13 protein-coding genes are annotated in these 15,086 nt (G+C 45.4%); 8 read left to right on the top strand and 5 right to left on the bottom strand.

The genetic code is table 11. The features are described 5' to 3' along the window. Nucleotides 1-130 precede the first annotated feature (130 nt). Both AB6F11_RS16780 and AB6F11_RS16775 read left to right on the top strand, forming a co-directional pair. Nucleotides 131-634, top strand: a complete 504-nt coding sequence (locus AB6F11_RS16780; RefSeq protein ID WP_019822926.1) for an acyl-CoA thioesterase — start codon at nt 131-133, stop codon at nt 632-634. Between the two features lie 235 nt (nt 635-869). Continuing rightward, entirely contained in the window at nt 870-1,142 is a 273-nt protein-coding gene (locus tag AB6F11_RS16775; protein WP_019822928.1) for a hypothetical protein, read from the top strand. A 562-nt stretch (nt 1,143-1,704) separates the two neighbouring features. On the opposite strand, the gene malG is transcribed toward AB6F11_RS16775, so the two are convergent. The 3 genes from malG to malE form a co-directional block, all read right to left on the bottom strand. Further along, nucleotides 1,705-2,595, bottom strand: coding sequence for a maltose ABC transporter permease MalG (malG, locus tag AB6F11_RS16770; RefSeq protein WP_017060050.1), 891 nt, complete (start codon nt 2,593-2,595; stop codon nt 1,705-1,707). Nucleotides 2,596-2,606: 11 nt separating this feature from the next. After that, nucleotides 2,607-4,178, bottom strand: a complete 1,572-nt coding sequence (gene malF / locus AB6F11_RS16765) for a maltose ABC transporter permease MalF (protein WP_102398407.1) — start codon at nt 4,176-4,178, stop codon at nt 2,607-2,609. A gap of 81 nt (nt 4,179-4,259) precedes the next feature. Further along, complete coding sequence (malE, locus tag AB6F11_RS16760; RefSeq protein ID WP_102394061.1) at nt 4,260-5,444, bottom strand: maltose/maltodextrin ABC transporter substrate-binding protein MalE; 1,185 nt, start codon at nt 5,442-5,444, stop codon at nt 4,260-4,262. 664 nt (nt 5,445-6,108) lie between these two features. Between malE and malK the strand changes: the two genes are divergently transcribed. Beyond that, the gene (malK, locus tag AB6F11_RS16755; protein WP_081229370.1) at nt 6,109-7,221 is read left to right on the top strand and encodes a maltose/maltodextrin ABC transporter ATP-binding protein MalK; all 1,113 of its coding nucleotides are present in this window, start codon (nt 6,109-6,111) and stop codon (nt 7,219-7,221) included. A 239-nt stretch (nt 7,222-7,460) separates the two neighbouring features. Here malK and AB6F11_RS16750 read toward each other — a convergent pair whose 3' ends face one another. Continuing rightward, a complete protein-coding gene (locus AB6F11_RS16750; protein WP_010431457.1) occupies nt 7,461-7,661 on the bottom strand; it encodes a hypothetical protein in 201 nt (66 codons plus the stop codon). Between the two features lie 208 nt (nt 7,662-7,869). Beyond that, entirely contained in the window at nt 7,870-9,786 is a 1,917-nt protein-coding gene (locus AB6F11_RS16745) for a methyl-accepting chemotaxis protein (RefSeq protein WP_102321291.1), read from the bottom strand. Nucleotides 9,787-10,241: 455 nt separating this feature from the next. Between AB6F11_RS16745 and AB6F11_RS16740 the strand changes: the two genes are divergently transcribed. The 5 genes from AB6F11_RS16740 to AB6F11_RS16720 form a co-directional block, all read left to right on the top strand. Beyond that, nucleotides 10,242-11,198, top strand: a complete 957-nt coding sequence (locus AB6F11_RS16740; RefSeq protein ID WP_017060045.1) for a MoxR family ATPase — start codon at nt 10,242-10,244, stop codon at nt 11,196-11,198. 10 nt (nt 11,199-11,208) lie between these two features. Next, nucleotides 11,209-12,135 (top strand): DUF58 domain-containing protein, encoded by a 927-nt coding sequence (locus AB6F11_RS16735; protein WP_104216239.1) that lies wholly within the window; start codon nt 11,209-11,211, stop codon nt 12,133-12,135. Continuing rightward, nucleotides 12,132-12,617 (top strand): DUF4381 domain-containing protein, encoded by a 486-nt coding sequence (locus tag AB6F11_RS16730; RefSeq protein WP_065583800.1) that lies wholly within the window; start codon nt 12,132-12,134, stop codon nt 12,615-12,617. The genes AB6F11_RS16735 and AB6F11_RS16730 overlap by 4 nt, the downstream gene beginning before the upstream one ends. Further along, nucleotides 12,610-13,617, top strand: a complete 1,008-nt coding sequence (locus tag AB6F11_RS16725) for a VWA domain-containing protein (RefSeq protein ID WP_104216238.1) — start codon at nt 12,610-12,612, stop codon at nt 13,615-13,617. Before AB6F11_RS16730 ends, AB6F11_RS16725 begins: the two co-directional genes overlap by 8 nt. Continuing rightward, a partial coding sequence (locus tag AB6F11_RS16720) for a VWA domain-containing protein (RefSeq protein WP_372179600.1) occupies nt 13,610-15,086 on the top strand: 1,477 nt, incomplete at its 3' end. The genes AB6F11_RS16725 and AB6F11_RS16720, both read left to right, overlap by 8 nt.

The raw sequence follows: 15,086 nt of genomic DNA, 5'->3' as shown, positions 1-15,086 counted from the left end.
ACTGATCATCTGTTTGAAAAAAATAGTCTTAACCGTGAGATTATCCGCTTTAACTTATGTCATCTTAAGTATATTGTTACTAGCAAGTAACAAGCATGTTATGTAGCAAAATAATAATGAAGGAAGATAGATGAGCAGTAGCAATAGCCGACAAGATGGTAAACGAGACGTTACTCTGCGTTTTTTAGCTGAACCCGGGGATGTGAACTTTGGTGGTAAAGTTCATGGTGGTGCAGCAATGAAGTGGATCGATTTAGCAGCCTACGCTTGTTCTGCAGGTTGGAGCGGTAAATACTGTATAACAGCCTATGCAGGCGGAATTCGATTCGTTGCCCCAATTCATGTAGGCAACCTTGTGGAGGTAAGTGCAAAGGTCATCTACACAGGTTCATCTTCAATGCATATCGCTATCGACGTGCAAGCAAGCGACCCTAAAGAGCTCAATAACCGCCTAACAACTCACTGTATCGTTATTATGGTCGCTGTTGATGAGAATGGTAACCCGACTAAAGTACCAGAGTGGATACCAGAGACGCCAGAAGACATCGAATTACGAGATTCGGCTATTCGCCTAATGAACATGCGAAAACAGATTGGTGAAGAGATGGAAGCTCACGTGAAGTACCTGAAATAAGGTCCACCAGCAGCCCTCCCCACAAAACCTTATTACAATGCCAAGCGCCTGCTTGGCATTGATCTATTTGATACCTTCGTGCTCTACACCGCCAAATCCGCTGCACACCCAATACAGACGACAAGAGCGTGATACCCAGCCAAAGGTTGAAATGAATCGGCACTTGTTCACCGATTTATTTTGACTGTAATAAAGTCGTCATTTTGCTCTGATTAAATACCGCCAATCATAATAGATGCATTTGAATTTCTTGGAGCCACTCTTGAGCGTCATACGCCCCACTCTTAGCGAGTCTACACTGAACAATTTAAAGGCTGTTGAGTACCAATGGGTTAGAACTTTGTACGTCGAAGGCTACGACAGCAATGAAATCAACCACTATATCCAAACGTGTTTCGGTGGAGATCCGACATTTGCCGATCTATTTCGTCGCGTGGCACTCGATCAAGAAAGTATCTATGTGTTGTTGCAACACTTAGGCTGTGCTCCCTCGAGCAAAGAGTTCTGATTTGATAACTCCCACCAAAAACCAGAAGTATAAATAAAACCACCTCCATAACCCTCATGAATATCACTTAAATATTCTGTAACTGCCTCTCGCTTACCCATACATTTTCAGTGCAATTTCAGGTTTTGTTGCATACAAATCATTGAAGTATCACGCATTGGAATATTAGCAACATATCAATAGTACAACGGCCACTTATACTGAGTGTCTGATTTGTGAGACTAGTTCATTTCTACAAGTAACCAAAATGAAGTGGTCGGTATTTAGGAGAGAAGTAACTCGAAATTTTGGGTTTTAAAGTAGATATGAGCGCGATGGTTGACGAGTAACGCTGAGACAAAAAATAATAAGTAGCAGGCATAAAAAAACCCAAGTAAATACCTGGGTTAGAGTTACAAAAACCACTAATCATTAATAGCGTAAGGAACCTGATTAGTAGCCAGCTATGCGTAACCTGAGGGTTATTTTTATTACTGATCGGCGGCCAAACCAAATGATGTAATAAAAATGCCAATATAGAGCGACCTAACGGTCGCTCTTTTTCTTTCTTATAGAGTACAGCTTATCCTTTTACACCACCTGCCGTCAAACCACCAACTAACCAACGTTGAGCAAGTAAGAACACGATAGTAATCGGAAGTGCTGATAGTACAGCCGCTGCCGCAAAGTCACCCCATAGGTAGTTCTGAGGGTATAGGTACTGCTGCATACCTACTGCTAGCGTGTAAGAGTTCACATCTGTAAGTAGGATAGACGCTACTGGCACCTCACCCACTGTCGCGATGAAAGATAGGATAAACACAACCGCTAGGATTGGCACAGACAGCGGTAGTAGAACCAGTCTGAATGCTTGCCAAGGCGTTGCACCATCAAGGGCTGCTGCCTCTTCCAGAGAGTTATCAATCGTCTCAAAGTAACCCTTAATCGTCCATACGTGCAGTGCAATACCACCTAGGTAAGAGAAGATTAGACCACCGTGTGTGTTCAAGCCTAAGAACGGAATGTATTGACCAAGTTTGTCAAACAGCGCGTAGATTGCTACTAGAGCCAATACTGCTGGGAACATTTGGAAAATCATCATCGCTTTCAGGATTGTGTTCTTACCTTTAAAGCGCATACGAGCAAACGCGTAAGCCGATGTCGTAGACAGTGTCACAATCAGAATCGATGTGATACCTGCAACCTTCACTGAGTTCCATAACCAAGTTAGCACAGGGAACGGAGGTGACGTTACCGAGCCATCTGCGTTCGTTACTGACATACCCAATGCTAACTTCCAGTGTTCCAATGATGGGTTATCTGGAATCAAACTACCGGTTGCGAAGTTACCTTCACGGAACGAGATCGCGATGATCATCAGTAGTGGGAAGATAATCATTGCCAAGAAGCACCACAACACTGCATGCGTTGCCCACACTCGGTATTTAAGGCCTTTACCTTGTACCATAGCCATTGTCGTGCTCCTTAATCTTGAGACAGTTTAGTGAAACGAAGGTTTAGTAACGCTAGTGCACCAACCAATAGGAAGATAAGCGTTGCGATAGCACTTGCTAGACCGAAGTCTTGACCGCCGCCGCCTTCGAATGCAATTCGGTACGTGTAGCTTACAAGCAAGTCTGTGTAACCCGCTGGCTCAGAAGTACCAATCATGTTCGGGCCACCGTTCGTCAATAGTTGAATCATTACGAAGTTGTTGAAGTTAAAGGCAAACGCTGCAATCAATAGCGGTGTAAGCGGTTTAATCATCAATGGGAACGTAATGCGCTTGAAGTTATCAAGGAAGTTCGCACCATCGATTGCTGACGCTTCGTATAAATCATCAGGAATCGCTTTAAGCAGACCCATACATAGAATCATCATGTAAGGGAAACCTAGCCATGTGTTAACCATCAACACCATGGTTTTCGCTAAGATAGGGTCTGAGAACCAGTTCGGGCTTAAGCCGAAGATATTCTCGAGCACCATGTTGATCTCACCAAAGCTTTGGTTGAATAGACCCTTAAAGATAAGAATCGAGATAAACGCGGGTACGGCGTAAGGCAGAATCAGTAGAACACGATAAATAGAACGACCTTTCAACTCTTCCCATTGCACGATGTTAGCCAATACAAGGCCGATAACTAGCGTGAACGCTACGGTACATACCGAGAAGATAACCGTCCAAATAAAGATGCTGATAAACGGTTCTTTAATGCCGTCATCTTTCCATACACGCTCAAAGTTATGCGTACCAATGCTAACCACGAAACCTGGAGAGATGGTATTACCCGTAAACTCACCATTTGCATCAACAGGCTGGTAGAAACCCACATCCATATTTGGCTTGAGAACTTCACCCGTTTCATTGTTGATTAACGTTTCTTCATCGTCTTGTAGCGTGTAAAGCGGAGCAACAGAAGCAAACTTACGTAAGCCACTCATGCGGATGTCACCACCGTCAGGTAGATTGAAATCAACACCACTGATTGCTGCTCGGTTTTGAATGATCGCTTTGATCTTCTCTTTTTCACCTTGCGCAGACTCAATAACAGATAGGTCCATCTCTGTTTCTGTCATATTGTCTAGAGAAAATACGTCAGTCGCTAACAGTTGATCGCCATCTTTTACAACGATCTGGTGACCGTCATCTGTCTTGTACAAAGTAAATGGGTAGCTCTCACCGCTTTGGAAAGTACGGTCTAAAAGAACGGTTTGAGTACGCTCTAGAGAAAGTTGGTTTTTCGCGCTGTAGTTAGTAAACGCAAGCCCTACGGTGTATGCCAATGGGAAAAGAATGAACAAGATCATTCCGGCAATACCTGGGTAAATATAACGGTGGGCGTAAGTTTTTTTACTACCAAAAATGTAAAGTGCCAAAGCCGTTAAGATCACTGTAAGCAGCGCAAAAGCGAGCTCACCGCGAGAATACATTAGAATTGTAGCGTAGCCGTTTATTAAGCCAACGCTACCAAGCAACCCCCATTTAATGAAGACGCTTTTACTGCCTGGAAGGCTTGATGGTGCTGGGATAGCATCTGTACCTTGAACTGACTGCATAGAGGAACCTGCTAGCGATATAGATAAAAAATAGAAAAGTAAGGAGAGGTTACCCTCTCCTTAAAAGGTAGTGCCTGGGTGTTACTTAACCATACGACCTTCAGCAGCTTTTAGTGCTTGGTCTACTGATTGACGGCCGTCAACTACGTTGCCGATCGCTTCTTCCATGCTGTACCAGAATGTTGTGAACTGAGGGATGTTAGGCATGATTTCACCGTTCATCGCGTTGTCCATTGTTGCTGCAATACGAGTATCGCTGTCTAGTTGACGTTGGAAAGAGTTAAGAGCAACAGCGCCTAGTGGCTTGTCGTCGTTCAGGCTCTTCATACCTTCATCTGTTAGTAGGTAGTTTTCCATGAACTCAACAGCTAGGTCGCGGTTTGGAGACGCAGTGCTGATACCACCTGCCCATACACCAACGAAAGGTTTAGACGCTTTACCGTTGAACTTAGGTAAAGTTGTTACGCCGTAATCTACGCCAGCTTTCTTGATGTTTTCCCAACCCCAAGGGCCGTTGATTGTCATTGCAACGTTACCTGCAACGAATTCAGACTCAGCTACTGAGTAATCCATGTCTGCAGAGATAACTTTGTCTTGTACCATCTTCTCGATGAAACCTAGAGACTTCTGAACACCGTCAGTCGCTACGCCCGCATCTTTAATATCGTAACCTTCTGCAGTCTGTTTGAATGCGTAACCGCCGTCAGCTGCAAGTAAAGGCCATGTGAAGTAAGCGCCGCCACGTAGAGGCCACATGATTGCTTTCTTGCCGTCTTTCTGAAGTTCAGCGTTAAGTGCTGGGATTTCTTCCCAAGACTTAGGTGGGTTAGGAACAAGTGCTTTGTTGTAAATTAGGGAAACTGACTCAACAGCAACAGGGTATGCGATTGTTTTACCCTCGTATGAAACAGCGTCCCATGCGAAGTCTACGATACCTTCTTTAGTCTCTTTAGAAGGTTTGATATCAACAAGAAGTCCCGCTTCTGCATAGCCGCCAAAACGGTCATGTGCGTAGAAGATCATGTCTGGGCCATCGCCAGCTGCTGCTACTTGAGGGAATTTTTCTTCTAGCTTGTCAGGGAAAGCGACGGTTACTTTAACACCAGTATCTTCTTCGAAGCGTTTACCTACTTCAGCCATGCCTTCATAAGCTTTGTCACCACCTACCCAGATTGTTAGTTGTCCTTCTTCGATAGCAGCATTTGCACCAAAAGAACCCAGAGCAACTATTGTACCTAGAGCTACAGCGCTTAGAGCGTTTTTCATGTGAATATCCTTTTTATATTTATACGTAGGGCACATCTACCAAGATGAGCCAGTTTTCGGAGGTTATGATCTGAGAAAACAGACCCTAGCTCATCATCCTAGCCACTACGCCCTAGCTATTATGGCTTAAATTCGTGATCGCCATCCGGTCAGATTAGAGACTGCAATCACAAAACGTATACTCATCGTGATCAACATCACCGTTACGTGGTGGATTTATTTGAACTGGATCGCCAATTATTAATAACCCCGTATATCTACTCCTCCCCTCCTACTCCCCCTAGTTAATTTCCCATTGGGAGGATGTACCCTTACGCCATTTCACCGAAACTGCATTCATCCAAGAGTGGATAGTAAGAACCCTTTACCGGCAAGTGTTATGCGTTGACGCATTATTCATTTAGTTGGCTTCACTGCCCGCTGGTGTCTTATATTAGCATCGAGCTAAATCTGTGATTGAATCACGGGGGAGGTTTAGCTGGATGTGGGGGAAATGGGCATCAGTTTGGCTATGACGGGTGGGCTTGGTTAAAGAAGCCAAGTCTCACCCACTTTTTTCTTACTCATTCAATACTTACCAATTCCTACAGTTACTGCTGACCCAAAAATTTCTTATAATGATAAGCAGTAAAACTTAAAATTTGATCGATCGAGGACAAGCTAGATGGCGAGTGTCACGTTAAAAAACGTTTATAAATCATATGGTGATGTACAGATTTCTAAGGACGTAACCTTAGACATCAACGAAGGTGAATTCGTAGTATTCGTTGGACCATCAGGTTGTGGTAAATCGACGCTATTACGTTGTATCGCAGGTCTAGAAGACATTACGTCTGGTGATTTGTACATTGGCGACCAACGCATGAATGACGTTGAACCGTCAAAGCGTGGCGTAGGTATGGTATTCCAGTCTTACGCGCTTTACCCTCACCTTAACCTATACGACAACATGTCTTTCGGTCTTAAGCTAGCAAACGCAAATAAAGCTGAGATCGACAAGCGTGTTGAACATGCTGCAGAAATTCTTCAGCTTGGTCACCTTCTTGAGCGTCAACCTAAAGCGCTTTCTGGTGGTCAACGTCAACGTGTTGCTATTGGTCGTACTCTGGTTTCTCAACCAAACGTATTCCTACTTGATGAGCCTCTATCAAACCTAGATGCAGCACTACGTGTTCAAATGCGTTCACAAATCACCAAGCTACAGCGTCAACTGGGTTGTACCATGATCTACGTTACCCACGACCAAGTGGAAGCGATGACAATGGCGGATAAGATCGTTGTTCTTGATGGTGGTTATGTATCTCAAGTCGGTAAGCCGCTTGACCTTTACCACTACCCTCAAAACCGTTTCGTTGCTGGCTTTATTGGTTCACCGAAGATGAACTTCATGTCGGTACACATTGAACAAGCGGAAGCAGAACGCGTACAAGTTCAACTTTCTAACGGTATGACTTTCTGGATCCCAGTTGATGGTACGACTGTCAATGCTGGTGACCGTATGTCTCTGGGTATTCGTCCTGAACACTTGATGTCTGCTGAATCAGGTGACGCGACGATTGAAGCTGACGTGATGATGGTAGAGAAACTAGGTAACGAAACTCAGGTTTACCTAAACCTTGAAAGTGCCGACGCTGATGTTATCTATCGCCAGCCAGACACGTTGAAAATCGAATCAGGTGACAAGTTGGCGATTGGTATTCCAGCGCACCGTTGTCACCTGTTCCACAGCGATGGCCGCGCATGTCGTCGTTTGTACAAAGAATACGGCACAGACTAATCGCTTAGCCTTTTAGGATATAACTGCCCATATCGAATCCCTCTTACTCAGTAAGGGGGATTTTTTTATGTGCTGGAGACGGTATCACTTACATTGAATAGTTCATGAGTCAGCTACTCGGTCTTTCGTTAGCGGCAATAAAAAAGGCCTAGCAATCGCTAGACCTTTATCTGTTAGTTAGGCTATCAGCTCAACCGCTAATATCACTTCTTTCAGACATGAAACCTGTCTAAATCAACTTAGTGAATTGGCGTATCATTCTGTTTGTTGAACTGGCCAAAATGCTTCTCTAACACTTCAGGTGTCAGTTTGCCTTCCGCTTCTAGTCGCTTGAACTCAGCAACAATTGCTTTTTGCTCTTCAAGTGATGGCAGTTTCACCTCAGGCTCATCGCCCATCTCTTGAGTCATCTGCTCTAGTTCTTTTTCAAAATCGCTCATGATACTTACCTAAATATTAAACCTAACGAGATTTTACTCATTTACGCCCTATGATGCTAGGGCGATTGAGTGCAAAGCCCGAAACCAGATCAAGCGAACGTCAGTTAGAAGAAAACAAGCCCGTAAATAAAAAGAGCTGAATTCACGATTAAATGAATCCAGCTCTTAGTTTATGTCTCTTTCTAAGCCATGCTACAGCTTAAAGGGATTAAAGCTTAAACGAACCAACCATCTTATCTAGACGAGAAGAAAGGTCTCGAAGCTCTTGGCTCGCTTCTGCAAGTTGCTCAGCCGTGCCCGTTGTCACTTCGTTGATTGCGTTAATCTCTTCAATGTTCTGGTTGATGGTGTGAACTACGGTTGATTGCTCTTCCGTTGCCGTTGCCACTTGAGTGTTACGGTCTGTGATATCAACGATACGGTCTGAAATACCACTCAGCACGTCTACCGCTTCATCCGACGCCGATACACCTTCAAGGGTAATCACCTTACCCGCACTCATTGCCGTTACTGCATCTTTCGCATCGCTTTGCAGTTGGTTGATCATCTTTTGAATCTCTTCCGTTGAATCTGCGGTACGGCTTGCTAGGTTACGTACTTCATCCGCTACAACCGCAAAACCACGACCTTGCTCACCGGCACGGGCTGCTTCAATCGCTGCGTTTAATGCGAGTAAGTTAGTTTGCTCTGAAATATCACGGATAACACCCAGAATAGAACCGATGTCTTGAGTTGTAGAAGCCAGTTGCTCTACTACCTGACCCGTGCTTTCGATATCTTGCGCCAAACGGCTGATCGCGTCTTTTGCTTTGTTCACCACAGAGCGACCTACTTCCGTATTGCCTGAAGCTTGGGTAGCCGTTTCTGCTGCGGTTGCCGCGTTCGATGCAATCTCGCTGATGGTCATACCCATTTGGTTAATGGCAGCCACCACTTGAAGCGTTTGGTCACGCTGTTCTTGGCTGTTGTCGTGGGTGATGTGGGCTTTGTTAGAGACACTCTCTGCTGCCACTTGAAGCGCTTGGCTTGTCGAACACACCTCTTTCATCGACTCGTGAATTTTTTCAATGAATCCGTTGAAGCCTTTTGAAAGCTGTGCGATTTCATCGTTGCCTTTCACTTCAATACGCTGTGCCAGGTCGCCATCACCTTCGCCAAGGTCGCCGAAACGCTTAGCCAGAAGTTTAATCGGTTGAGTAATGCTGTTCGCCAGAACTACGCCCATTAGGATAAACACTAATGCCACAACCGCAGTCATGATCAGCATCTTTTGTGCAGTCGCATCTAGCTCTGCAAATACTTCATCAGTCGGAACGACACCAATAACAAACCAGTCCATTGACGACACATACAAGCTCGCCACGAACAGCTCTTGGCCTTGGCTTTCAGTGGTAATCAGGTTAAAGCCCGACTTGTTCAGTAGTTGACTTGATTGAGGGCCGTAAAGTTGTTGAAGTGAAGAGTCACTGCGAGAACGCTCACGGTGAATTTGAACATCACCTTGGCTATCGGTTAAGAAGACAAAACCGGTATTTTCAATCTTGAAACCGTTCAGCAGGCTAACCATGTCATCCATCGACTTTGATAGACCAGACATCGCCAAACCAGAAGGCTGCTGATAGTTAGCAAACATCTTCACTTCGCCATTGGCTTCTTGGAACATGCTCACCATGGTCGGCTGTCCAGATTGCGTAAAGCCAAAGAACCAACCATCTTGTTGTTGGTTTAACTGACGTAGGAAACCATTTTGATTCCAGTAGTAAGCCGTTTGACGGTTCGCCACTGATGCATCGTTCAACTGATACTGGTTACGAACATTGTTCAGCTGTTTAACCAGTTTATTTTCTAGTGCCGGATCGCGATCGGTCGATTCGATAGCATCAGAAATAAATTCATTTGAAGCAATTTGCTCCGCCGCTAGCAATAGCTGAGAGACTTCTCGGTCAATTTCACCATTGATTCGCTCTAGCATTCCTGGAAGTTCAATATCGATCAATCGATGACTTAATACATCTCTTGCTTGTTGTTGTGCCATTGCGCCGACAATCACTGTCGATGCAAGAACCGCAAAGGTAATTCCAAGTACAACTTTTTGCTTGATACTCAGAGAGTTAGTTTTAAACATATTTGGACCTTTAAAAAGAATCGCTCGTTATTGGTATACCCTGAACAGGACTTTTTTAGTGCACTCCAACAAGCAATGCACAATCTGAGTGATGTATCGGCCACAACCAATAAAACTAGAGACTGTTCTCTCAAAAAATTGCAAATGTGATGTAACAATTAGAAACATTCACCTTGAACATGAATTAACTAAGCAAATACCGCATTGTCGAGAGTCGATTTTAGCTCTCAGCCCTTAGATCCACCCGAACTCAAACCACTATCCACCGCCGAGCTTTTGTATATAAAAACCAATTGATATGGTAATAATCACAACCTAACGATGTTTTTAGCTAACCACTTGTAAATCTTTCCAATTTTGAAAAAATAAATTACGCAAATGTACTGGAACTTTTTCCTCGAAATCAGTGACCAATACTCAAAATAAAAATCAAATGGATACCCAGAGAGTCCAAAATGCACAAAACAAATTTCGAAGTCCTTCAAAACTATCTAGAGTCTCAAATCATTGGTCAAAAAGAGCTCGTTAAGCAACTGATGATCGCCCTTTTAGCAGATGGTCATATCCTCGTTGAAGGACCTCCCGGCTTAGCAAAAACTCGCGCAGTAAAATCATTGGCTGACTGTGTTGAGGGTGACTTCCACCGTATTCAATTCACTCCCGATCTATTACCTGCTGATTTGACGGGTACCGATATTTTCAGACCAGAAACGGGAGAGTTCACTTTCCAATCAGGCCCGATTTTCAACTCACTGATTCTAGCGGATGAGATCAACCGAGCTCCGGCGAAAGTTCAAGCGGCAATGCTGGAAGCAATGGCAGAGAAACAAGTAACTGCCGGTCGAAAAACCTATGCGCTGCCTGAGTTGTTCTTGGTAATGGCAACACAGAACCCAATTGAACAAGAAGGGACTTACCCGCTACCGGAAGCTCAGTTAGACCGATTCTTGCTTCACCTAGAGGTTGAATACCCAGATATGGAAAGCGAGCTTGAGATCTTACGACTCAACCGTGGTGAGGCTCAAGGTAACGAATCAGCTCAGCCACAACAGATATCTCAGCAAACGATCTTTGAAGCGCGCCAAGAAGTGCTCAACACTCACATGGCAGACACCATTGAGCAGTACATCATCAGACTGGTTATGGCGACTCGCCAACCTAAGCAATACAGTGACCAACTTGATCAATGGTTAGACATGGGTGTCAGCCCGCGTGCAACCATTGCGTTAGACCGTTGTGCCCGCGCTCACGCTTGGCTTGCAGGACGAGATTACGTCACGCCACAAGACGTTCAAGCGATGGCATTCCCTGTGTTACGCCACCGTCTACTGCGCAGCTACCACGCACAAGCTGAAGGTGTCACCGCAAACCAAGTGATCGCACACCTTATTTCATTGGTTGGCAGCGCATAGGGATACGCGCATGAATAATCAACTACCCAACCATAGTGACGGCGTCACGTTAAATCTGGATCAGCTGCTGCAATACAAAGCGCAGTCTGTTCGCTGGTTGCCTCCCGCCAAGAGCCTTTGGTCACAGCTTAACGGCCAACACGAGAGCAACCGTAAAGGTCGCGGGATGAATTTCTCTGAAGTTCGTCAATATCAAGCGGGAGATGACATTCGCAGCATTGATTGGCGTGTAACAGCCAGAACGGGCAAAGCGCATACCAAACTTTTCTCTGAAGAACGAGAACAGCCTGTCATTTTATTCTTGGATCTATCAAGTAGTATGATTTTCGGCTCAACCTTGTTGCTGAAATCGGTTCAACTTGCACACTTTGCTAGCCAACTGTGCTGGCTTACTGTGGCTCAAAAAGATCGAATTGGCGCGGTGATCGATACTGGCAAAGAGGTCATTGAGATTAAGCCAAGTGCAAGCAACCATGCTCCACTGCGTATTTTGCAAAAAGTCATAGAAATCAATAATGCAGCGCTGACTCATCACGACAATCATAATGACACAACCTTAGAGCATGGGCTGAAATCTCTGCACCAGCTTTGCCCTAAAGGAAGCGATATTATTATGCTCAGTGACTTTGTGCGTTACCAAGAAAGTGACTACTCACTTATCAGTCAAATTCGCCGACACAACAGAGTACGTCTGGTGCATTTCTACGACCCGCTAGAGCAAGGTGAAACCACCTATAAAGGCTCTAAACAGGTCACCGATGGCAGCAAAACTCAATGGTTTAATTTCTCTTCTAATAAAGAAAAGCAAAAGCTTAACCATGCTTTTTCGCTTAAGAAACAGCAGCTGCAACAGATGGGGTTATCTCTCGCGATACCTTATAGCTCGCTGTCGAGTGCGCAGTCACTCATGAGCCAGATATCAGGAGCTCAGTCATGAAACAGCCCTTAGATTTAAGTCCGGTGATTGCGCCAGACGCCCCGACTTGGTGGCCTTTGGCGTGGGGTTGGTGGGCAGTCATTATCACAGCCATTTTCCTGATTGCCTTGGTGTTTTTCATTCTAAAACGTAGAAAAAACAATCAACAGGCGAAACAAGAAGCGCTGTCTTACTTTAGTAATAGTCAGTCCCAAGATGGCTTGTCTCCGAGCAAAGCTCAAGACATCGTTCGTCAAGCAGCACTGAGCTATTTCCCTCGTGAAAAAATTGCAGGTTTGTCTGGTGATGATTGGTTGAAGTTCTTAGATGCGCAATTGGCGAAGCCGTTATTTGTAGCAAAACAATCCCAGTGGCAACAAGCGCTCTATCAAGATGTAGCCCTTATGAATGACGAACAGAAAAAGGCTCAACAACAATTAGTTAATGATTGCGAAACTTGGCTTCGTAAAGCCCTTCCTCCTAAGCGAGGTCTTTATGAGTGATTTTCTAAGCCCTATGTTTCTAAGCGGGGACTTGCTAAACATCGAGTTCGTTTGGTGGTGGATGTTCTTCATCGCGCCACTGCCGTTGCTCGTTTACTTGTTCTCACCAAAGTCAGAATCGAGCAATGCCCTAAGGCTTCCATTTCTGCCAGAAGACAGCAATACCAAAACACCGAGCAGTCGCTTACCAAAGGCGTTGTCCGTGATTATCTGGCTTCTGCTGGTTACGGCGAGCGCACGCCCTGTATGGTATGGCGAACCGGTGGAGTTTCAGCCGAAGCATCGTGATTTAATGTTAGTTGTCGACCTCTCCTATTCGATGAGCCAAGAAGACATGCAGTTCAATGGCGAATACATCGACCGCTTGTCGGCGGTGAAACGCGTATTGAGTGACTTTATTGAGCGACGAAAAGGCGACCGAGTTGGACTGGTGTTATTTGCTGATCACGCCTACTTGCAGACCCCGCTTACGCTAGATAGAGATACGCTTTCACAACAGCTCAATCAAGCGGTGTTAAAGCTGATTGGTACTCAAACAGCGATTGGTGATGGTATTGGTCTTGCCACCAAAACCTTTGTCGATAGCGATGCGCCCCAACGTGTAATGATTCTACTCAGCGACGGCAGTAATACCGCCGGGGTATTAGACCCATTAGAAGCGGCGGATATTGCAAAGAAATACGACGCAACGATTTACACCGTGGGTGTCGGTGCAGGCGAGATGATGGTCAAAGAGTTCTTCATGACGCGCAAAGTCAATACTGCTCAAGACTTGGATGAACGTACACTAATAGAAATTGCCAAACGCACCGGCGGTCAGTACTTCCGAGCGCGTGACAGCAAAGAGTTAGCGACGATTTACGACACCATTAACCAGTTAGAGCCCGTGACGAACGCCACTAAGATCTGGCGACCGCAACAAGAGTGGTTTGTATGGCCACTGTCGGCGGCAATGTTCTTCGCATTTATGCTGTTAGCCATTAGGAGAAACAATGTCTAACTTTACTTTTATCTACCCATATTGGTTCTTGGCGCTTGCCGTGCTGCCCGCTATTTGGTGGCTGAGCAAGACACAGTCCAAACAAGGATTACTCGCGTCACACATCGCCCGTTACTTGGCGCCAGAATCAAGCAAGCCATCGAAAAATCGCAGTACTTACTTCGGTATTTGGTGGCTGGTCGGCGTTATTGCGTTAGCTGGGCCAAGCTTCGAGAAAAACGAACAACCAAGCTTTGAAAAAACGCAGGCACGAGTTGTGATCATGGACATGTCGATGTCAATGTATGCCACCGATATTAAGCCGAATCGCTTAACTCAAGCGCGATACAAGGCTCTTGATCTGCTTTCATTATGGAAGGAAGGGCTAACAGGCATGGTGGCGTATGCTGGGGATGCTTACACCATTAGCCCGCTAACGTCAGACATCAACACCATCAAAAACCTAGTGCCTAACCTATCGCCAGATATCATGCCTTATCAAGGTGGTGATGCCGCATCAGCCGTTAAGCTTGCGATTGATATGATGACTCGCGCGAAGATCTACCAAGGTGATTTGGTATTGATTGCTGATGACATCGATGACCAAGAGAAGAAGCAGATCGACTCCCTACTCTCTGGCAACGATTGGACATTGTCGATTCTAGCTGTAGGGAGTGAAAACGGTGCGCCAATCTCGTTACCTACGGGGTCGATGCTGCAAAGCGACTCAGGACAAACCGTGGTGGCAAGAACCAACTTGAAGAACATGCGCGAGCTTACACGCAGCTATGGTGGCACGTTCACTGAAGTTCAATTTGATAACTCAGATGTTGAACACATCGCGAGCTACCTCGACCGCGTTGCAACAACATCGGAAGTAACCAAGACCAAGAACTCACTCAACACCAGAGTGAACAACGGTTTCTGGTTACTGCCTTTGCTATTACTTCCGGCACTTGGATTATTCAGGAAAGGGGTTATTTGGTGTGCCTTAGCTGGAGTTATCTCTTTTAGCCAACCAAATACTGCGTTTGCGAACCCGTGGCAAACCGATGATCAAGTAGGCTATCAGCTGTATCAGGACGAGGACTTCCAACAAGCTGCTGAACAGTTCACCCAACAAGAGTGGAAAGGCATTGCTCAATACAAAGCCGGTGATTTCGAAGCCGCAGAGCAGACGCTGCAAGAGCTTTCTAGTGAAGATGCTCGCTACAACCTTGCTAACGCTCAAGCCCAACAAGGTAAGTACGACCAAGCGATCCAAGAGTATCAACGTATTCTTGAAAGCAACCCTGAACATGCTTATGCGAAGAAGAACCTAGAGATTGTCGAACAGGCTCAGAAGCAACAGCAACAGCAACAGCAACAGCAACAGCAACAGCAACAGCAAGGCGATTCTGACTCCAAAGACCAGAAAGACCAAAATCAGCAAGGTCAGCAAGGTCAGCAAGGTCAGCAAGGTCAGCAAGGTCAGCAAGGTCAGCAAGGTC

Origin of the sequence: Vibrio sp. 10N.247.311.14 (genome assembly GCF_041467715.1) — a bacterium.
GTDB lineage: Bacteria > Pseudomonadota > Gammaproteobacteria > Enterobacterales > Vibrionaceae > Vibrio > Vibrio crassostreae_C.
This window is presented reverse-complemented; position numbering and strand designations above follow the sequence as displayed.